Annotated in this window: 18 protein-coding genes, 1 tRNA gene and 2 pseudogenes; 11 read left to right on the top strand and 10 right to left on the bottom strand. The window is 59.0% G+C overall.

The window, feature by feature from the left end; all coding sequences use genetic code 11:
- Positions 1-32 precede the first annotated feature (32 nt).
- Positions 33-109, top strand: a tRNA-Met gene (locus ATI02_RS20955).
- Positions 110-177: 68 nt separating this feature from the next.
- Here the strand turns inward: ATI02_RS20955 and ATI02_RS20950 are convergent.
- The gene (locus ATI02_RS20950; RefSeq protein ID WP_100847221.1) at positions 178-654 is read right to left on the bottom strand and encodes a helix-turn-helix domain-containing protein; all 477 of its coding nucleotides are present in this window, start codon (positions 652-654) and stop codon (positions 178-180) included.
- A 296-nt stretch (positions 655-950) separates the two neighbouring features.
- Between ATI02_RS20950 and ATI02_RS20945 the strand changes: the two genes are divergently transcribed.
- From ATI02_RS20945 to ATI02_RS20930, 4 genes are read left to right on the top strand one after another with little or no spacing between them, the layout of a single operon-like run.
- A complete protein-coding gene (locus ATI02_RS20945) occupies positions 951-2,198 on the top strand; it encodes an S-type pyocin domain-containing protein (protein ID WP_100847220.1) in 1,248 nt (415 codons plus the stop codon).
- 9 nt (positions 2,199-2,207) lie between these two features.
- On the top strand, positions 2,208-2,459 hold the full coding sequence (locus ATI02_RS20940; RefSeq protein WP_100847219.1) for a bacteriocin immunity protein: 252 nt from the start codon (positions 2,208-2,210) through the stop codon (positions 2,457-2,459).
- A 16-nt stretch (positions 2,460-2,475) separates the two neighbouring features.
- Positions 2,476-2,751 (top strand): bacteriocin immunity protein, encoded by a 276-nt coding sequence (locus ATI02_RS20935; protein WP_100847218.1) that lies wholly within the window; start codon positions 2,476-2,478, stop codon positions 2,749-2,751.
- 29 nt (positions 2,752-2,780) lie between these two features.
- Positions 2,781-3,050, top strand: coding sequence for a bacteriocin immunity protein (locus ATI02_RS20930; protein ID WP_100847217.1), 270 nt, complete (start codon positions 2,781-2,783; stop codon positions 3,048-3,050).
- A gap of 153 nt (positions 3,051-3,203) precedes the next feature.
- Here ATI02_RS20930 and ATI02_RS20925 read toward each other — a convergent pair whose 3' ends face one another.
- Entirely contained in the window at positions 3,204-4,316 is a 1,113-nt protein-coding gene (locus ATI02_RS20925) for a DUF2817 domain-containing protein (RefSeq protein ID WP_100847216.1), read from the bottom strand.
- Between the two features lie 267 nt (positions 4,317-4,583).
- Between ATI02_RS20925 and ggt the strand changes: the two genes are divergently transcribed.
- Positions 4,584-6,416 carry a gamma-glutamyltransferase gene (ggt, locus tag ATI02_RS20920; RefSeq protein WP_100847215.1) on the top strand — a complete coding sequence of 611 codons (1,833 nt, stop codon included), beginning with the start codon at positions 4,584-4,586 and terminating at the stop codon, positions 6,414-6,416.
- Positions 6,417-6,472: 56 nt separating this feature from the next.
- Here ggt and ATI02_RS32745 read toward each other — a convergent pair whose 3' ends face one another.
- Positions 6,473-6,694 carry a hypothetical protein gene (locus tag ATI02_RS32745; RefSeq protein ID WP_238156214.1) on the bottom strand — a complete coding sequence of 74 codons (222 nt, stop codon included), beginning with the start codon at positions 6,692-6,694 and terminating at the stop codon, positions 6,473-6,475.
- Here ATI02_RS32745 and ATI02_RS20915 point away from each other — a divergent pair.
- On the top strand, positions 6,617-7,768 hold the full coding sequence (locus ATI02_RS20915) for an ISL3 family transposase (RefSeq protein ID WP_238156162.1): 1,152 nt from the start codon (positions 6,617-6,619) through the stop codon (positions 7,766-7,768). The two genes, ATI02_RS32745 and ATI02_RS20915, sit on opposite strands and share 78 nt — an antisense overlap.
- Positions 7,769-7,818: 50 nt before the next feature.
- On the opposite strand, the gene ATI02_RS20910 is transcribed toward ATI02_RS20915, so the two are convergent.
- From ATI02_RS20910 to ATI02_RS20890, 6 genes and pseudogenes are all read right to left on the bottom strand, one after another.
- Positions 7,819-8,451, bottom strand: coding sequence for a LysE family translocator (locus ATI02_RS20910; RefSeq protein ID WP_100847214.1), 633 nt, complete (start codon positions 8,449-8,451; stop codon positions 7,819-7,821).
- Between the two features lie 74 nt (positions 8,452-8,525).
- The gene (locus ATI02_RS20905; RefSeq protein ID WP_095190634.1) at positions 8,526-9,125 is read right to left on the bottom strand and encodes a flavin reductase family protein; all 600 of its coding nucleotides are present in this window, start codon (positions 9,123-9,125) and stop codon (positions 8,526-8,528) included.
- A gap of 206 nt (positions 9,126-9,331) precedes the next feature.
- Positions 9,332-10,663 carry an IS110 family RNA-guided transposase gene (locus ATI02_RS20900; protein WP_095191980.1) on the bottom strand — a complete coding sequence of 444 codons (1,332 nt, stop codon included), beginning with the start codon at positions 10,661-10,663 and terminating at the stop codon, positions 9,332-9,334.
- A gap of 264 nt (positions 10,664-10,927) precedes the next feature.
- A pseudogene (locus ATI02_RS33335) lies at positions 10,928-11,365 on the bottom strand (methyl-accepting chemotaxis protein); the annotation flags it as partial.
- 102 nt (positions 11,366-11,467) lie between these two features.
- A pseudogene (locus ATI02_RS33330) lies at positions 11,468-12,154 on the bottom strand (PAS domain-containing protein); the annotation flags it as partial.
- A gap of 206 nt (positions 12,155-12,360) precedes the next feature.
- Positions 12,361-13,674 carry an MFS transporter gene (locus ATI02_RS20890; protein ID WP_095190636.1) on the bottom strand — a complete coding sequence of 438 codons (1,314 nt, stop codon included), beginning with the start codon at positions 13,672-13,674 and terminating at the stop codon, positions 12,361-12,363.
- Positions 13,675-13,979: 305 nt separating this feature from the next.
- On the opposite strand from ATI02_RS20890, the gene ATI02_RS20885 reads away from it, so the two are divergent.
- The 4 genes from ATI02_RS20885 (at position 13,980) to ATI02_RS20870 (ending at position 19,328) form a co-directional block, all read left to right on the top strand.
- Positions 13,980-15,398 (top strand): short-chain fatty acid transporter, encoded by a 1,419-nt coding sequence (locus tag ATI02_RS20885; protein WP_100847213.1) that lies wholly within the window; start codon positions 13,980-13,982, stop codon positions 15,396-15,398.
- 219 nt (positions 15,399-15,617) lie between these two features.
- Positions 15,618-17,318 (top strand): acid phosphatase, encoded by a 1,701-nt coding sequence (locus ATI02_RS20880; RefSeq protein ID WP_095190638.1) that lies wholly within the window; start codon positions 15,618-15,620, stop codon positions 17,316-17,318.
- A 117-nt stretch (positions 17,319-17,435) separates the two neighbouring features.
- Positions 17,436-18,623 carry a hypothetical protein gene (locus tag ATI02_RS20875; protein WP_100847212.1) on the top strand — a complete coding sequence of 396 codons (1,188 nt, stop codon included), beginning with the start codon at positions 17,436-17,438 and terminating at the stop codon, positions 18,621-18,623.
- Positions 18,624-18,803: 180 nt separating this feature from the next.
- Positions 18,804-19,328 (top strand): SET domain-containing protein-lysine N-methyltransferase, encoded by a 525-nt coding sequence (locus ATI02_RS20870; protein ID WP_095190640.1) that lies wholly within the window; start codon positions 18,804-18,806, stop codon positions 19,326-19,328.
- 8 nt (positions 19,329-19,336) lie between these two features.
- Here ATI02_RS20870 and can read toward each other — a convergent pair whose 3' ends face one another.
- Positions 19,337-19,981, bottom strand: coding sequence for a carbonate dehydratase (gene can / locus ATI02_RS20865; protein WP_095190641.1), 645 nt, complete (start codon positions 19,979-19,981; stop codon positions 19,337-19,339).
- Positions 19,982-20,116 lie beyond the last annotated feature (135 nt).

Genomic DNA, 20,116 nt, shown 5'->3' with positions numbered 1-20,116 from the left:
TTTCCATTTCAGGGGAATAATGCGCGCCACTTGGCTACATAGCTCAGTTGGTTAGAGCATAGCATTCATAATGCTGGGGTCCGGGGTTCAAGTCCCTGTGTAGCCACCAAGTACTAAAAACGGCTTACCGAAAGGTAGGCCGTTTTTTTATGCCTCGAGAAAAGTCTCGGTGATCTGCTACTTCAAAGCATCCCCCTCTTCGTCGCTTGTTTTGGTCGCTGCCTGTGCGATCAGGGCGTCGAGCATCTGCGCAATAACCTTCTGTTGAACCTTCGAAAGCTCATTGATGGACTGCAGCCGTCGATACCACGTCGAGGTCAAGCTGCGTCTTGGCTTCTCCGTGTACGAGGGAACCCCGAGCAGGTCTTCAACAGGCACGCGAAGCGCAAATGCCATCTTCACCAGTGTCGTGACCGGCATGCTGCGCGTGCCCTCCTCGTAACCCTGAAAGGTCTGCCGGGAAAGACCTAAAGCCCGTGCAAACCGCGTCTGTGTAATCTCGTGCACTGTGCGTAAGTGAGCAATGCGACTGCCCATCGCCACCAGAAAATCGCGATCCTCATTGGAAATGCTCATGACAATGGCCGACTGAAAATAGAGTTGAATGGCAACGGACTCATCCTTTTCATCTGAAATCCATCCTGAAAAAAACAACAGAAAACATCCTCAGGCAACGGTGCGTAAGTTGTCGACCTGAAAAGTCTGTAGGAGAAATGCAGACCGCCCCTCCATCCAAACCGAAAGACTACAAGCGTAAAACACCGCTGGTGCATTTGAATCAATCGCCAATCAACAGGCCGGGAGAGCGCTGTAGGAAACGGGTCCGTTTCAGGTACGAATAGGATTTTTCGTAAAATCTCGCGCCTGAAATTCAACCCATCCGTTTGCCCGAATTCCCCATCGACCGACAAGCTTCCCTGGCTCGATTCAAAGCCATACAGGGAGTTGGCATGGCTCGATTCAAATCTCTCTTCGATGAAGCTTGGCCTTGGAAACGTCCGAGCGGAAACGGCTCATGGGCTGCGTGGAATCCGCCCCCCGCGCCGGAGCCGGTGTACATCGAAAAGGATGAATGGCCAACGCCCAGGCCCCGCGAAGATCAGGTGTTCGCGAAGTCCTGCACGCCGGGTAACTGGTGCCGAACGGACGCTGGCACGGTGCCCGAGTCCGCCGCCAACTTCGGCAAGGTCATGGTCGCGGGTGCCATGCTCTTTCCCTCCGCCAGCACCGCTGTCGCGACGGCAATAGGTGCCGATCTGGCCTTGGGGCGTTTGGCGGGCGGCGGGATTCTGCAACAGCGCCTCAACTGGGCAATTCGCGGCGCTGCCGGGCCGGCCAGCGTGTTCGTCCTCGGGATGCTGCCGACCCGCATGGGTGACGGCACGCTGCATACCGATGAGCAACTGCGCCGCATGAGCCGCGCGCCCACTCGTGTGCGCTTCCAGTTTCGGCATGATGCCGAAGGGGTCATGCAGGTTTACGGCATCCACTCCGGCGCTTCGGGCGATGACTCGGTGCGTACTGTCAACGTCGAGTGGAACAGCGACAAGACTGCGATGGAGGCCAAGCTCAACGGCATTACCATTTTGTGGACGCCGCAGCGCGGGCCCCTAGGATCTATGCCGCCGCTGGTCTATCCCGAACACGGCGAGCAACTGAACACGATCCTTGTTCATCCGATTCCCGAGAACACAGATACCCAGATAGAAGGCCTGCCCGGCGAGGACATTACTGCCGAGGATTGTATTCTGGTGTTCCCGGCGGACACTGGGCTTAAGTCGCTATATGTAGTGTTCTCGAGGCCGGCGAGACTGACGCCGGGCACGGTGACGGGGGTTGGGGAGGATGTTCCGGGTATATGGCTTGCTGGAGCCGGAACGGGGATCGGTGCGCCGATTCCGACACGGATTGCGGATAGGCTTAGGGGGAGGGAGTTTTCGAGCTTCGATGCATTTCGGAAAGCATTCTGGCAGGCCGTGCGGGATGATCCAGCCCTGTTTGATCAGTTCAATGTGGATGCCCAAGATCGTTTAGTGTCAGGCAATGCTCCCGCCGTTCGAGATAGAGAGGCCGTTGGCACACGAGGCGTATTTGAAATACATCACGTCGAGCGGATCGTAGACGGCGGCGCTGTGTACGACATAGACAACCTCCGCATCAACACCCCTAGAAATCACATCAGCCAGCACAAAAATTAGTGAACGCACATGGTAAAAATATCCGAATACACAGAAGCCGAATTTATCCGCTTCATTGAAAAAATACGGGCAACCAACAAATGTGGATCGGATACGGAGCTTGGTGAACTGCTGGCACAGTTCAGAACGCTTACCGGTCACCCGGATGGAACCGACCTGATTTTTTATCCCGAGCCAGGAGCAAACAGTTCTGCTGAGGGCATTGCGAAGACTGTAAAGGAGTGGCGTGCCACTAATGGACTTCCGGGCTTCAAGCAATAGGTATCGAACCCAAAATATGATCTCTCCTCTTACCAAAAGCAGAATTTCGGATTACACCGAAGCCGAGTTCGTCGCGCTCTTGGAAGAACTCGCCAAAGAAGACGAAGAAGCCGAAAACGATGACCGTGATGATTTGCTGTTGTTGCACTTCGAGAAAATCAGCGAACACCCGGCCGGGTCGGATCTTATCTATTACCCAGAGACTGGTGCGGATAGCTCACCTCAGGGCGTAACGCAAATTGTAAAAGACTGGCGAGCAGCGCAGGGCTTGCCAGGGTTCAAGAATGCTTAGCAGCTCGACGCGTCGTAGAAAATAACAACATGGCCGATCCATTCATCAAACGCAGCGTCGCGGACTACACTGAACAAGAGTTCGTGGAGTTCGTGGACGAGATTAGAAAAGAAGATAAAGCGCCCACAGATAAGCATGCAGATGTCTTAGTGCGGCACTTCAACGAGGTTATTGGGCACCCAGACGGGATGGACCTCATTTATTATCCCGAACCCGGAGCTGACACGTCGTCCGCTGGTATAGCTCGTACAGTTGCGGCATGGCGTGCTGCTAATGGACTGCCCGTATTTAAGCAATAAGCGCTTTTTATCCCTCGAAACAACACCGAACCCGTGGCGAGGGGATTTATCCCCGATGGGGTGCGCAGCGCCCCCCTCTTCTCAGTAGAAATAAATGGGGCTGCTACGCAGTCCATCGTGGATAAATCCCCTCACCACAATGCTATGTCTGACCTACTTCGGGTTTTCTGCCGACAGCGCCGTCACCCCCTTCGCCCAGATCTGCCGAGTCCGCAACCCCACCATCGCCCTCCAGTCCGGATCAGCCGGATAAAACTGCTCCAGCAGATTCAACTTGATCCCCCTCCCCATCGCGTCCAGCGGATCGCCATGCAGATGCAGCCAATGGTCATCGCGTAAATGCCGATGCACATTCGCCCCCGGATACGTCCCGCACTCGATCACGAACGGCATCAACTGCACGTTCGGTAAAGCATTAAGCAACGCCTGCGAGGTGTAACCGGTAGCCGTCGCCGCCACACCGGTTTCGCTCAGGGTGTCGGCGCCGGTGTGCAAGGTGTAGAGCCATGGGCCGTAGATCGTCTGGGCCTGCGCGAGTGCCGGGTAAGGCGCTTGGGTGATGGTGAGCAACATTGGGTGGCCGTACTCGCCAGCGCCAGTGTGCAGGTCGAAGCACATCAGCGTTTCAGCGCCAGCCAGATGCGCTTCGATGATTTGATGCAACGTGCGATTCGACCAGCTCGCCGCGCGGCCACCGTAAAACAATCCATCGGGATGGCTGTGCTGACCGCCCTCGACGATCGACATCACCGCCGGCCAACCATGCTCATCAATCTGCGCAGCCAGCAAGGCATCGGCACGTTGTCGCTCGGGGCCGTTCAGGTCGCGGCAGGCGTAGATTTCATGCAGTGCGCTGTAAGCGCGGTTATCCGGTAGCGGCGAGGTGAAATTCAGGTGATTGCGATTGAGGTCGATGTTGTCTTCGTTGACCCGCCGCAACCACGCCGTGCCCCAGGGATTGATCAGGTGAACCATCACCACGGCAACATCCTTGGGCAGCGAACCCGTCACGAAGGTTTTCAGCCAGTCGATCTGACAGTCGGAGCCGTAATAACCCTCCACTCCGTGCGTACCGCTCAGCGCCACCAGCCGACGTTTGGCTTGCGGATTGCCAAGTATGGCGACGTCAGTGCTCAAGGGTTCGCCGAATGGCCCGCAACGCGGATGCGCGTACGAAATGAGCGTGGCGCCAGCGGCATTGGCGGCGACCAGAAACCGTTCGCGTTGATCGCGGTAGCTGGATTCGGTGGGGAACTCGCTGTGCATTCTTGGCCTCTTGTGATTTTTATGCCTTTGAACTGTAGGAGTGAGCCTGCTCGCGATCGCGCAATTACATTCAGCATCAATGCTGACTGGTCCAGCGCTATCGCGAGCAGGCTCACTCCTACAAGGGGATGTTCGTAGTCAATCAATTGCCACCGACCCTACAGAAAACTCGCCAAGGCATGAAGGAGAAACACATCAGCGGATTGCGTCCTACACAGTCGGTCGATAAAGTCCCTCAGACTTTTATCCCACGGACGGAGAGCCCGCGTGTTTTCAGCCTTGCCCTTGAGCCGCTTTCGCCTGCCAGCCCTGACGCTGATCATCAGCGCCCTGACCCTCACCGCGTGCAACGCGCCACCCTCCTCGACCCTGCCGTTGGCGCCGGAAGCCGCCTCCGGTTACCGCACCGACCTGCAAACCCGCCACGCCAGTAAACACATGGCCGCCGCTGCGAATCCATTGGCCGCTGAAGCCGGTCGCGAGATGCTGCGTCAGGGCGGTTCGGCGATTGATGCAGCGATTGCGATGCAAGCGGTACTGACGCTGGTTGAGCCGCAATCCTCCGGGATTGGTGGCGGCGCGATGATCGTGCTTTGGGACGGCAAACAGGTGCGCACCTACGACGGTCGCGAAACCGCACCGGCCGGTGCCACCGAGAAGCTGTTCCTGCAAGCCGACGGTAAACCGATGCCGTTCCCGCAGGCGCAGATTGGCGGCCGGTCGGTTGGCACACCGGGCGTGTTGCGTGCGCTGGAGATGGCGCATAAACAACACGGTCGCCTGCCGTGGGCGAAGCTGTTCGAGCCGGCGATCAAACTGGCCGAACAAGGCTTTGCGATCTCTCCTCGTCTGTATTCGCTGCTGGCGTCAGACCCGGTCATTCGTAAGTCGCCGGACATGGCCGCGTACTTCCTCAACCACGATGGCAGCGTCAAAGCCGTCGGCACCCACCTGCAAAACCCGGCGCTGGCTGCGGTGCTCAAACGCATCGCCAACGAAGGCGCCGATGCGTTGTACAAAGGCCCGATTGCCGAAGAGATCGTCGCCAAGGTTCAGGGCCACGCCAACCCCGGCAGCCTGTCGTTGAACGATCTGCAACGCTATCAGGCCAAGGAGCGCGCGCCGCTGTGCACCGACTACAAGCGCTGGCAGGTCTGCGGCATGCCGCCACCGTCGTCGGGCGGGATTGCCGTGGCGCAGATTCTTGGCACCTTGCAGGCACTGGAAACCCGCGACCCGCGCCTTTCGCTGACCCCGCTAAAACCCCACAAGACTGACAAACCGGCCGGCATCGAACCGGATCCGCAGGCCGTGCACCTGATCGCCGAAGCCGAACGCCTGGCCTACGCCGACCGCGCGCAATACGTCGCCGACACCGACTTCGTGCCCGTACCGGTCAAAGGCCTGGTCGATCCGGGTTATCTGGCCAGCCGCGCCAGCCTGATCGGCGAACGCAGCATGGGCAGCGCCAAACCGGGCACGCCGCCGGGTGTGCAGGTGGCCTACGCGCCGGATCGCTCGCCGCTGCGCATCTCCACCTCGCAAGTGGTGGCGGTGGATGACCTCGGCGGCGCCGTGTCGATGACCACCACCATCGAAGCGGCGTTTGGCTCACACCTGATGGTTCAGGGCTTCTTGCTGAACAACCAGATGACCGACTTCTCGTTCATCCCCGAAGAGAACGGGCAGAAAGTCGCCAACCGCGTCGAGCCCTTAAAACGCCCGCGCTCGTCGATGGCGCCAACGCTGATCTTCGATCGCCACAGCGGCGAATTCCTTGCCAGCGTCGGCTCACCGGGCGGCTCGCAGATCATCGAATACGTGGCCAAAACCACCGTCGGCCTGCTCGACTGGAACCTCGACCCGCAAAGCGCCATCAGCCTGCCCAACTTCGGCAGCCGCAACGGCCCGACCGAACTGGAACAAGGCCAGTTCAGCCCGGCGCTTGTTCAGGCGTTGAAGGACAAAGGTCACACGGTGAATGAAATCGACATGACCAGCGGCACCCAGGCCATCGTGCGGGTCAAGGATACGCAGGGGAATGCGTCGCTGGCCGGTGGCGCGGATCCTCGACGTGAAGGGGAAGCGTTGGGGGATTGAGGGCTACGCAGTAAATGGAAAAGGCTTACCGGGAGGTAGGCCTTTTTTTAGGTTCTTCACGGAATCCCGGGAAACACAGAAACAAGAACGCCGATTTGATTGATGATGTTCGTGCGAGCAAACACATCTAACAAACCGGCGTTCTTATGCACGATATTAATACTTTCCTTCCTTTTTGGGAGGGCTTTTCTGTCGTCACGATCAAGCCTGATGGTGATGCCCTCCAGATCGATCTGACACCCCACGCCACCCGATTCCCTTCCTGTGGTGGGTGCCAAAAACCCTGTTCAACCACGCATGAGTATTGCCAGCGAGTCATTCGTGATTTACCCATTCTCGGTCGCGCAGTACGCCTGAGCGTTTTGCTCCGACGCGTTGGTTGCCGCGACTGTGGCAAACGCATGGAGGCCGTCAGTTGGCTGGATCGCTATGCCCGTATGACACGGCGTCTGGCAGAGGCGGTCATTCAAGCCTGTGAACGCCTTCCCACGTTGCACGTAGCGCAGATGTTTGGGCTGCATTGGGAGACCGTTCGGGTGCTGGAGCGTCGAGCCTTGCAAGCAGCATTGAGCGTTTTGCCAAAGGCGCAACCGCGACGCTTGGTGATGGACGAGTTCGCATTATTCAAAGGTCATCGTTATGCCAGCGTTGTTCTGGACGCGGATACGCGACGGGTGCTGTGGATCGGCGAAGGCCGCAGCCGGGCGGCGGTCAGGCCATTTTTCGAAGAGCTGGGGCCAGAGGGGTGCGCCCGAATCGAAGCGGTGGCAATGGACATGAACACCGCTTTTGATCTGGAGGTTCGTCAGCACTGCCCAAAAGCGCGAGTGGTCTACGATCTTTTCCATGTGGTGGCCAAATATGGCCGAGAGGTGATTGATCGGGTTCGCGTCGACGAAGCCAATCGACTGCGTCACGACAAGCCGGCCCGAAAGGTCATCAAGCAAGCGCGTTGGCTGCTCCTGCGCAACCCGCAGAACCTGAAAACACCGGAGCAACAGGTCCGCTTGGAGGATTTGCTGGCGGCCAACCAAGCGTTGATGACGGTCTACTTGATGAAAGCTGAACTCAAAACGCTCTGGACGCCAAGTACCGCCTGGGGCTGGAGATCAGCCTGGAAGCAATGGCTGCGCCACGCTGATGAAAGCGCGATACCGGCTCTGATCCTGTTCGCCAAACGGCTAAAGGGTTACTGGCGGGGAATCGTCAGCCGGGTTCGCTGGCCGATGCACACGGGGCAGTTGGAAGGCATAAACAATCGAATAAAGGTTATCAAACGGATGGCGTACGGTTACCGGGATAGCGAATTCTTTTTCATGAAAATCAAGAGCGTCTTTCCCGGTAATCCGTGAAGAACCTTTTTTTATGCTCTGAGATCGAGTTTTTTCCTGGCGATCACGAATCAGCGACTAGCCACCAAATGCGCACCAAACAGCAGATAACAACCGCCCGCCAACCGATCCAGCCATTTACGTGAGCGCTCGTAAACACCAGCAATCCGCCGACTGGCGAAGAACAGCGCCACGCTGCAATACCAACTGAACGACAACGTGGCCATGCTCATCACCGCCAGCGCCAGCAGCAACGGCGGTATGTGGACCGGCATTGCGGTGGCGAAGATGGTGGCGACAAACAGCGCCGACTTGGGGTTGGTCATGTTGCCCAGCAAGCCCCGCGCGTAAGCGCCAAGCAATGTTTGCTCCGATGAATCTGAAGCGCCGGGGGCAATGGGCGCCTTGCGTTTGAATTGCTTGAGCCCGAGATAGATCAGGTAACAGCCGCCGGCGATCTTGAAGCTCAGGTAAAGCGCCGGTGCCGCGCTGAACAATGACTGGATGCCCAGACCGCCCGCCAGTCCCCACAACACCGTTCCGCTGGCAACGCCGAGCGCCGCTAACACGCCATGGCGGCGGGAGCGGCTAACTGCGAGTTGAGCGATGTTGAAGAAGTTCGGGCCGGGCGTGACCACCGCAACCGTCCAAAACAACGCCAGCGACAGCAACGGAGCGAGATAACTCGAAAGGGAAAGGTCCATGGGGTACGTGCCTGATGGGTTCGACAATGCCCCTACCTTGCAACATTCGGCAATAGTTTGCCATCAACCGCCATTCAAAGCGCCAGCGTCTTGCCATCCACCGCGTCACCAATCGTCAGGAAATGCCCGCCCGCCACGTGGTGCAGCGTGCGCAAACCATCATGCCCCTCGAAATGCCAGCGCCCGTCACTGAACACACGTTCATCGGCGTGAGCGGCGATGACTTCGGCGAGGAACAGGTCGTATTGCTCGTGATTGCGCGGCTCGGGCAGCAAACGACATTCCAGCCAGGCAACACATCCGTCGAGCAGCGGCGCTTCGACTTGTTCACCGCTGAAGGTCTGCAAGCCATACGCCTGGAACTTGTCCTGCCGCTGGTTTTGAGTGATTTCCAGACCGGACGTGTTGCCGACGGTTTGCACGATGTCGGCCTGATTGACGCATGGCACATTGAGTACGAAGGTGCCGGACGCTTCTAGCAGTTGCCGCGTCCAGGTGGATTTGTCGAGTACCACGGCGACTTTCGGCGGCTCGAAATCCAGCGGCATCGCCCACGCAGCGGCCATGATGTTGCGCTGGCCATCATGGGCAGCGCTGACCAGAACGGTCGGGCCGTGGTTGAGCAGGCGGTAGGCTTTGTTTAGGGGAACCGGGCGGCGGTGGGAATCGCTCATGGGCATCTGCTCCGGGGAAAAAGGAGCCGATTGTAGCGCCAGACCACAAAAAGAACTGCTGGCGAAGAAACCCTGTAGGAGCTGCGGCACGCTGCGACCTTTTGATTTTGACCTTGATCCTTAAACCAAAATCAAAAGATCGCAGCCTCGTTTCACTCGACAGCTCTTATCAAACAAAAAATAACGCATTGTTTTTGCTCTAAATTCTATCCAGCCATCACCAACTGCATCCCCAGCTTGCGTGCCTTGCGTTCCAAGGCGCGCAGTTGCCGGCTGCGGCTTTTTTCTTCGTAAGCTTCCAAACCTTGCTCAACATACGGCTGTCCCTTGGTCAGCATGGCGTAAATCAGCCGAGCCAGTTGATGGGCGGTTGCTTTGATGGCGCAGCCCGTATCCATTCTGCTTAAGCGTGCCCGGTGGCTGGCACCGATAAAACTTTTGTCGTTTCGGGCGTTAGAAGCCGATTGCTTGAGCGCTTGAGCCGCTCGATTGATGACCTTCGGTGCTCTGCCCGGAAGAGGTTTGCCGCCCGATATTCGGGTTGGCGGCGCGACACCCAACCATGAGCAAAAGTGTTGTGAGGTCGGGAAGCGTGACAAGTCCGGGCCCAACTCGCTGGCCAGCACCAGCGCGGTATCCACCCCGATCGTGGGGATGGCGGTTAAATCCACGCCCATCACCTGGCCCAATGCCTGATGCAGGGCCGTCTGTTGCGCAGCCGAGCGATGAGTGTTGCGAAGCGCTTTACACGCCGCTGGGACTTCTTCCTGACGCACGGGCAGTCGTTCAAGCGCTTGTGCGATGGCCCTGTCGCACTCGGCGATTTGTGTTTCCAGAAAGTCGTAGCACGCCAGTTCCTGACGTAGTGCATGCAGGTGCTCCATGCGCCAATTGCCGTGCAGGCTGCGGGCGATGGTGGCGTGGTCTGCCTTGATACGCCGATCTCGCAAGGCGGCTAGAGCGTGAGGATCGCGCTCACCCTGATTTATTGCCTGGAGGATTTTCATCCCGGTCACGCCGCTAATGTCGCTGATAACATTGGCCAGCTGGATGTTCATCTGGCTCAGGGCTTTCTGCATGCGGTTGATGGTTTTGGCTTGATCGGCGACTTTATTGGCACGTTGCCGTACCAGCGAGCGCATCGAGCAAATTTCATCGGCTGGACGAAAAGCCCCGCTCAACAGGCCGTGCGTCATCAGTTGCCAGATCCACTGGCAATCCAGAACATCGGATTTGCGGCCGGAGGTCTGTCGCGTCGCCCGCGAGTTGACCAGATAAACCTCGAATCCCCGGGCATCGAGCACTTCGAAAAGAGGAATCCAATAAACGCCGGTCGCCTCCATGGCCACCACTTTGATCTTCAACGACTCAAGCCAGTCGGCCAGCGCGATCAGGTCATCGGTGAAGGTCAAAAATTTACGAACAGGCGGATCGGATCGATCAGGATTGACCGCGACCCAATGCTCACGACTACCCACATCGATGCCGGCGCAGTCGTGATGAACAATCTCAAAGCGTTTTTGGTTCTTGCGCGCCATGACAATTCCTCGCAGGATTGAAAAGCGCGCGCGGGGTACACGGTGGCGAAGGGGTTCACTCTCTTATACGAGGTCACGGCATGCCGTGCCTTCAGCGACTCCACGCCGATACCGTGCGGACCACTCTCCTACTCGGGTGCTGTCACACCAGTGCTAATGACGGTCTCTGCCCCGCGCGCGCTCTTCTACTCTAGCCCCAGTTTGCTGCGCGACAGCGCGGCGTCGAAGACGGGGCGGCCCCTCCTACAGGGATAGGCGTGCAAATCAGTGGGACAGTTGATTGGCGAACTGGCCGACCGCATCCACCACTTTCTGCGCGCCGTCCTGAATCTCGACGATCACCGTGCCCGCCTCCGCCGCGAGCGCCAGCCCTTGTTCGGCCTGAAGTTTGCCGTCGGTCATCAGTGCGACCGCGTTGCGCGCCATGTCTTGGTTCTGCCGCACCACGCCGACGATTTCCTCGGTCGCCTGGCTGGTACGTGAAGCCAGTTGTCGCACTTCATCGGCCACCACAGCAAAGCCGCGCCCCTGCTCGCCCGCGCGAGCCGCTTCAATGGCGGCGTTGAGCGCCAGCAGGTTGGTCTGTTCGGCAATCCCGCTGATGGTTTTGACGATGGAGCCGATCACTTGCGATTGTTCGTTCAATGCTTCGATGCCTTCGCTGGCTGTCTGCATGTGCCGCGACAAGTCACGCATCACGTTGACCGCTTCGGTGACCACGGTGGTGCCACGCTGCGCAGTGCTGTCAGTTTGTTGCGAGGTGCTGTAGGCAATGCTGGCCGCATCGGCAACGGCTTGTTCGCGGTTGACCTGATCGGTGATCACCGTGGCGAACTTCACCACTTTGTACAGCTTGTTGTTGGCATCGATCACCGGGTTGTAGGACGCCTCCAGCCAGACCGTACGACCATGGCTGTCGACGCGCTTGAAACGCTCGGCCACAAACTCGCCATTGTTCAAGCGGCGCCAGAAGTTCTGGTACTCGGCGCTGTTGTACTCATCAGGCGTGCAGAACATGCGGTGATGTTTGCCCTTGATCTGCGCCAGGCTGTAACCCATGCCACTGAGGAAGCGCTCGTTGGCGTTGAGCACGTTGCCGTTGAGGTCGAATTCGATCACGGCGGTCGAGCGCACCAAGGCGCCGATCAGGTTTTCGTGCTCGCGGGACGCTTCGATGGTGCGGGTCAAATCACTGGAGAAGATCGAGATATTCTTGATCCGTCCGTCCGAAGAGCGCACAGGCTGCGCGATCGAACGCAGCCAGGCCTCTTCACCATTGCCGCGCAACAGGCGCACGGCACCGGCGAAATGCTCGCCTCGGGTCATGGCGTTCTTGAAGCGACGGTGAAATTCGTCGGACTTCACATGGACCGGGACGATGTCTTCAAGCGCCCGGCCCATCAGGTCCTGGCTCTTGTAGAGCATCTCGTTGAGGAAGTTCTGGTTGACCGATTGAATCCGTCCGTCGGGGTCAAGGGTCAGCACCAGCATCTCGCTTTCCAGGCTTTCCTTGACTTGCAGAAGGCTGGAGAGTTCTTCACGAAGAGCGGCCAGCTCTTGCTTCAAGCGTTTGTTGAACATGGGAAAGTACCGATGGCAGGTAGAAAAGCGGGAATACAGCTTAACCATCGGCCTTGAAAAGCGTTTCTGAAGAGCGCTTGAGACTCATCAGTCAAAAATAGTTCGGGTATATCCGCTCAAGCAGTCCCGGCCACCTGACACTGTCCCGTACGCGGCATTCGTGTGCCGAAATACGCCGCACTGAGGACGCCTACCGCGCCCATCACCGCGCAGAACATCACGCAGATCCATGGGCTCCACGGCATCAGACCGATCAGCAACAACGGCGTGATACTCGCCCACGCGGCGTAGGCAATGTTGTAGGTGAAGGAAATGCCTGACACGCGAATGCGCGCCGGGAACAAACCGACCATCACCGATGGCACCGCACCGACAACACCACACGCCAGACCGGCCACGGCGTAGGCCAGACCGACCCAATCGCCACCCATGATCAAGCAACCGTAGAGCACGGCGATACCCAGCGGCAGCAGCAGGCTATAGAGCATGACGGTACGCCAGGCGCCAATGCGATCAACCAGCAGACCGGCGAGCACGCAGCCGATGTTGAGGAAAACGATGCCCAAAGCGCTCAGGGCAAAGGTGTGGCCGGCGGTCATGCCGAAGGTTTTCTGCATCATGGTCGGGGTGATGACCACGAACACCACCACCGCCGAGGTCAGCACGCAGGTCAGCAGCATGGCCGGCAGCATCGCCAGCCGGTGTTCGCGCAATACAGTGCGCAGCGGCAGTTCGACCCGCGCCTCGCGCTGCGCTTCCATCGCCATGAATACCGGGGTTTCGCTCAACCAGCGGCGCAGGTAGACACCGATCACGCCGAACACGCCACCGAGCAGGAACGGATAGCGCCAGGCGTAATCGAGGATTTGCGCCGGGGTGAAGGCTTGCGCCAGGAAAGTCGCGGTCAGGGCGCCGATCAGATAGCCGAAGGTCAGCCCGGCCTGCAAAAAGCCCAGCGCATAACCACGATGGCCGGTCGGCGCGTGTTCGGCGACGAACACCCAGGCGCTCGGCACTTCACCGCCGACCGCCGCGCCTTGCAGGATGCGCAGCGCCAGCAACAGCAGCGGCGCGAAATAACCGATCTGCGCATAAGTCGGCATGATCCCGATCAGCAGGCACGGCAGCGCCATCATCAGGATGCTCAGGCTGAAGACTTTCTTGCGCCCGAGTTTGTCGGCGAAATGCGCCATGAGGATCCCGCCCAGCGGCCGCGCCAGGTAGCCGGTGACGAAGATCCCGAAGCTTTGCAGCAGACGCAGCCACTCGGGCATTTCCGGCGGGAAGAACAACTGGCTGAGGGTCAGGGCGAAGAACACGAAGATGATGAAATCGTAGATCTCCAGCGCCCCGCCAAGGGCCGCAAGGCCGAGGGTCTTGTAGTCGGAGCGGCTGAACGGCGCAGGTTTGGCCGTGGTGTGGGCAGTCATGGCAAAGAACTCTGGCAGGCAAAAAACCAAGGCGCCCATGGTCTACGCAAATGGGCGGATGAACAACCCGTTAGACCATAGTCATGGTTTGGCAAAAGCTGCTCACAAAACGATGGCGGTTGATTTACTGTTTATGCCTGTCCGCAGCCTAGTGAAAACCTGTGGGAGCGGGCTTGCTCGCGAATGCGGTGTGTCAGCCAAACAAGTGCCGACTGACCCACCGCATTCGCGAGCAAGCCCGCTCCCACCCAAAGCACTGATCGCTCTGCAGACCCAAAATAACCATAAAAATCCGAGGTACTCCCGTGGCCGTTGATATCGAAGATAGCCGCTCTGCGCGCTTTGCCTTGCGCTGTTCAAGCTTTGCCGAACGCTGGTTTCCCGATTCCTGGGTATTTGCCGCGTTGGCCGTGATTATTGTCGCGTTGGCCACGTTGGCCATGGGTGCCAAACCCACCGCTGCCGCGATGGCGTTCGGTGACGGGTTCTGGAGCCTGATTCCATTTACCATGCAGATGGCTTTCGTGGTGATCGGCGGCTACGTGGTCGCCAGTTCGCCGCCCGCCGTTAAACTCATTGATCGCCTGGCGCGCATCCCGAAAAACGGCCGCTCCGCCGTGGCCTGGGTCGCGTTGATCTCGATGGTGGCGTCGCTGCTCAACTGGGGCCTGTCGCTGGTGTTCGGCGGTTTGCTGGTGCGCGCCCTCGCCCGCCGCACCGATCTGAAAATGGATTACCGCGCCGCCGGAGCCGCTGCCTATCTGGGTCTTGGCGCGGTGTGGGCGCTGGGCTTGTCGTCGTCGGCCGCACAGTTGCAGGCCAACCCCGCCAGCCTGCCGCCGTCGATCCTGTCGATCACCGGGGTGATTCCGTTCACCGAAACGATTTTCCTCTGGCAGTCCGGCGTGATGCTGCTGGCGTTGATCGTGGTTTCGATCATCATCGCCTACGCCACTGCGCCAGGCCCGAACTCGGCGCGCGACGCCAATGCCTGCGGCATCGACCCGGCCTTCAACCTGCCGCCGCTGCAACCGCGCACCCGGCCGGGCGAATGGCTGGAGCACAGTCCGCTACTGATCATCTTGCTGGTGTTGCTGGCGGCGGGTTGGCTGTTCCATGAGTTCTCGACCAAACCGGCGATCACCGCGATTTCCGGGCTGAACACCTACAACTTTCTGTTCATCATGCTCGGCGCGCTGCTGCACTGGCGCCCGCGCAGCTTCCTCGATGCGGTGGCGCGTGCGGTGCCGACCACCACGGGCGTACTGATCCAGTTCCCGCTGTACGGCTCGATTGCCGCGCTGATGACCACGGTCAAAGGCGCTGATGCGCAAACCCTGGCGCACCACATCTCGACCTTCTTCGTCAGCATCGCCTCGCACGACACTTATGCGCTGTTGATGGGGGTGTACTCGGCGATCCTCGGTTTCTTCATCCCGTCCGGCGGCGGCAAGTGGATCATTGAAGCGCCGTACGTGATGCAAGTTGCCAACGATCTGCAATACCACCTTGGCTGGGCGGTGCAGATCTATAACGCCGCCGAAGCACTGCCAAACCTGATCAACCCGTTCTACATGCTGCCACTGCTGGGCGTGCTCGGTTTGAAGGCGCGGGACCTGATCGGTTTCTCGTTCGTGCAGTTGCTGGTGCACACGCCGCTGGTGCTGCTGTTGCTGTGGGCGCTGGGGACGACATTGGCGTACACGCCGCCGGTGATGCCGTAAAGGTATCTACCTGAAGACATAGAACACTTGTGGGAGCCAGCCTGCTGGCGAATGCCGTGTGTCAGTCATCTTCAATTCTGACTGATACACCGCTATCGCCAGCAGGTTGGCTCCCACACTTCATTCTCGGCGCATTCAAATCTGTCATCCCTGCGTCACACTCCCTTGTTAGCGTCCGACCGAAACATACTGAAACATTTAAGCAAAAACGGGCGCGACATGAACGACGATACAGACAGCAAAGACCCCTCCTCAGCAGAATCCGATACCCCAACCGACACCAGTCGCCGCCGCTTTCTCGGTGGCGTCGCGGTACTTGGCGTTGGCGCTACGCTGGGCGGCTGCAGTAACGCTGGCGATCAATCGGGTAAACCGGCCGAGCGCCTACTGTCCCCCACCGAACTGGACAAGGCTCTGCGTGATCAGGTGAAAACCGTGGTGGTGATCTACGCCGAAAATCGCAGCTTCAATAACCTGTTCGGTGATTTCCCCGGTGTCGAAAAGCCGCTGTCAGCGCTCAAGCCTGCTGACTATCAACAGCGCGACCGCGACGGCAGCCTGCTGCAAACCCTGCCGCCAGCCTGGGGCGGTGTGTTGCAGATCGGCCCGCAAACCCTCGATGGCGTGACCTATCCCAACGCCACGCAGTTTCAGGAAAACCTGCCCAACGCACCTTTCGCCCTCAAAGGCCCGAACGGTGAAGACTTGCCGTTCGGTCTGGTGACCCGTGACTTGTGGCATGTGTTCTATCAAAACCAGATGCAGATCAACGGTGGCAAGAACGACGGTTTTGTCGCGTGGGCCGATGCCGGCGGTTTGACCATGGGTCATTACACACAAAGCCGTTATTCCCTGCGGCTGTGGGACGTCGCAAAGGAGTTCGTGCTGTGCGACAACTTCTTCCAGGGCGCCTTTGGTGGCTCGTTCCTTAACCACCAGTATCTGATCAGCGCCACCGCACCGTTCTATCCGGACGCTGCCAATTCGATAGCCAAGAGCCAAATCGCTGCGCTGCAAAGCGACGACCCGGCCGATCCACGGCTCAAACCGCTGGAGCAATCACCCGCCAGCGCCATGACCGGCCCCCCGCAGTTCGGCCCGAGCGCGCTGACGCCGGACGGTTTCGCGGTCAACACCCTCGCCCCGCCCTATTGGCCAACTTGGATTCGTGACCCGGAGCGTCCGGCGTACTCCAAACCCGATCTGCCCAACGTGTTAGTGCCGCAAACCCACGAGCACATCGGCGACAAGCTGTCGAAGAAGAACGTCGACTGGGCCTGGTACGCCGGCGCCTGGCAGGCAACGCTGGATCAGTACAAGGATTCCGGCGGCATTCCGAAGATTCCGAACTTCCAGTACCACCACCAACCCCTCAACTACTTCCAGCAGCAAGGCCCGCAGAATCCTGTCGAGCGCAGCAAACGCCTGCGCGATGCCGGCTTGGGCGACGAGTCGACGACTAACAAATTCTTCGCCGACGCCGAGGCCGGCAAGCTGCCCGCCGTGACCTTCTACAAACCTCAGGGCAACCTGAACATGCACGCCGGTTATGCCGACGTCGCCTCCGGTGACCGGCATATCGTCCGCGCCCTGAAAGTACTGCGAGAAAGTCCGCAGTGGAAAAACATGGTGGTGGTCGTCACCGTCGATGAAAACGGCGGTTGGTGGGATCACGTCGCGCCGCCCAAAGGTGACCGCTGGGGACCGGGTTCGCGCGTGCCGGCATTGGTCGTGTCACCGTTTGCGCGCCAGGGCACGGTGGATCACACAATCTACGACACAGCGTCGATCCTGCGGTTGATCACCCATGTGTTCCAGCTTGAGACCCTCACTGGCCTCAGGCAACGTGATGAGGCGATGCGCGCCCGCGGCCAGCAACCGCTGGGCGATTTGACCAACGCCCTGCATTTTCAAGCCTGAGGAGGCGTTCTGCCGGGGCACGTAAAAATCTGCGAATGACGGCTTCTCTGTGCAACACGGCTGATCCACTATGAGGCGCCCCCGCTCCGCGGGAACCACGCTGAAAAGGATCTGAGCATGTTCAACATCGCAGGACTTGCCCCCGTAACATGGGCCGTCACCGCGCTCACGCTGAGCGCGGTCGCCCACGCTGATGTCGACCTGAAACTGGGCAGCACCGAACGCGTCACCCGCCTCTTCGCCTATCCCAACAACTGCAGCGTGATCTGCTATCGCAACTGGTCGCTGGAACAGACGGTCGCCCATTATCTGAGTCAGAGCGTGCAACGCGACGGCTATACCGATGCCAAGGTTTTGGTGAAAACCGATAACGACCAGCTCTACGCCGAAATCACCGGTGTGCCCAAGGGCTATGACAAACCGCTGACAGCACTGCTGGACGCCGGGGATCTGGCCTACCACGGCGCTAGCAAACTCAACGCCGATGGCAAATGGGCTTATAGCTGGTACCTGTTCCTGCCGCTGGGCATGGCCCTGGAAAACCGCAAAAGTGTCGAACTGCTGCACTTCCCCCCGGATTACTCGCTGACTCAGGCGCAAGACTATCTGCGTTCCAACACCACCGACCGCTGGGCCGCTTTGCTCACCGACAACGGCATTGCGCCTGACCAGACGCCGGCGTTCCAGACCATCATCGACATCGCTCCGATCGCAGCACCGGCAAGCGCCGGCAGCGATCTGGAAGGCGTTTATGACTATTTCAAGGATTACCAGACCACCATGGTCAAGCAGGTCAGTCAGAGCAGCAACGGCTCTGCGCTGCCGATGGTTGCCTTCGGTACCCCGGTGCGCAACTGGATCAAGCAGCAATACGGGGCAACCGTGAACGTACTGGGCCTGGCCACCATCAGCCCGAGCGAAGGGATGAAAGTACCGGTGTTGGGCTCCAACCACCCGAGCTACATCTGGTATGCCGCCGACCCCAAGACTTACACCGGCGACAATGCTCAGGCCCTGGCCGACGCGGCAGGTCTGAAAGTGATGGGCCAGGATTTAAGCGCCGCCTGCTGGCAGGCGGCGATGGGCAGCAAACCCGGCAGCGATCCGCAGGTCACGCTCAATCAATGCACGCAGACTTGGCAAGTTACGCAGAAAAACAAAACCTGCGAGCTGTTCTACACCTCGATACGTAACACCAGCTCGTCCGACGCGGCCACCCAATGTGCATCCACACCGATCAAGGCACAGCTACAACAACTCAAGGAACCCTTGCCGCCACCCGCCGCGCCTGTAACGCCCCTGTAATCAAGCGCGTTCGATTCCCGTGTCAGATATCACTGACACGGGAAAGCGGCCATTACACCTGTCAGATATGACAGTAGACCACTCGGTAGTTATAACGCAGGATTGGATCCAGGAATGTGTTGCAGGACTGACTGGATGTCAGCGTGCGGAAGTCGCAACACCTTGGTGACAAGGATGGTTATGAATACTCATGTACTGTCAGGGCAACCTGAACGCGATACCCACGGGATCTACCGCTGCGCCGGCCTGCCGGTTCGTCTCGGATTTCCGTCCCGCGAGGACTACAAAATCATTTCCGACGAGCAAGGCCATGCGATTGCAGTTGAAGCGCTGCGGGCGTTTCCGCGCACCAGCCGGATGTGCCGGGTTTCCGGACAACTGCTGCCGTATCGATGTCGGCAAACGCGCCAGATGCACTCGGGCATCCACCTCTATGACCCGAGGTTTTTTGGGCTGATTCAACACGCCTGTGAGCCCAACGTGTATCTCGACTTGAGCGAGCTGTGGTTGTGGGCACTTAAGGATATTCACCAAGGCGAACGTCTGACCATGGACTACGCCGCAACCGAAGAAAAACTGGTACACCAGTTCGCCTGTCATTGCGGGTCGCCGCGCTGTCGAGGCTGGATCATGGGATATGACGAACCCCCCAACAGCGTAGGCCAGGGCTTTTTGCAGCGCTGGCGGCGACCCTGTTCGCGCTGATCAGCTGATTACACCGCCCCGACCGGGCGCAAACGGTATTGCGGCGGCAACTGTTCAAAACCGCTGATGGTCGTGTTCAGGCTTTTCCAGCGACCGTCCTTGATGCCATAGATGCAACCGTGGATCGACAGGCTCTGCCCGCGATGCCAGGCATTCTGGATGATGCTGGTGTGGGCGACGTTGGCCACTTGCTGGACGACGTTGAGCTCGCACAGGCGGTCGACCTGTTCTTCTTCGGTTGGCAGCTTGGCCAGCTCTTCACGTTTTTCGTAGTACAGATCGCGGATCGAGCGCAGCCAGCCGTCGATCAGACCGAACTGACGATCCTGCATCGACGCACGCACACCGCCGCAACCGTAGTGGCCGGTGACAAGGATATGTTTGACCTTGAGCACATCAACCGCGTACTGGATCACCGACAGGCAGTTGAGGTCAGTGTGCAGTACCACGTTGGCGACGTTGCGGTGTACGAACAGATCGCCCGGCAGCATGCCGACGATCTCGTTGGCCGGAACCCGTGCGTCGGAACAGCCGATCCACAGATACTCGGGGGTTTGCTGACGCGCCAGCTTGGCGAAGAAATCCGGGTCTTCCTTGGTGATCGCGTCAGCCCAACGCTCGTTGTTATCAATCAGGTCTTGTAAGTCATGCATGCTGTAAGGCCTCAAGAAAGATGCGCTGCTTTGACAGACAACCGTCCGTCGAGGTCACGCCAGAACCGCAAGTGATTTCATTGGAATTCTCGGGTGCCCGGTGAGTCCACCTAGTAAGGCCCACAGTATGAGGAT

The sequence above is a fragment of the Pseudomonas baetica genome (assembly GCF_002813455.1).
In the GTDB taxonomy this organism is placed as follows: Bacteria; Pseudomonadota; Gammaproteobacteria; order Pseudomonadales; family Pseudomonadaceae; genus Aquipseudomonas; species Aquipseudomonas baetica.
Note: the sequence above shows the minus strand (reverse complement) of the source record. Positions and strands in the feature narration are given on the sequence as shown.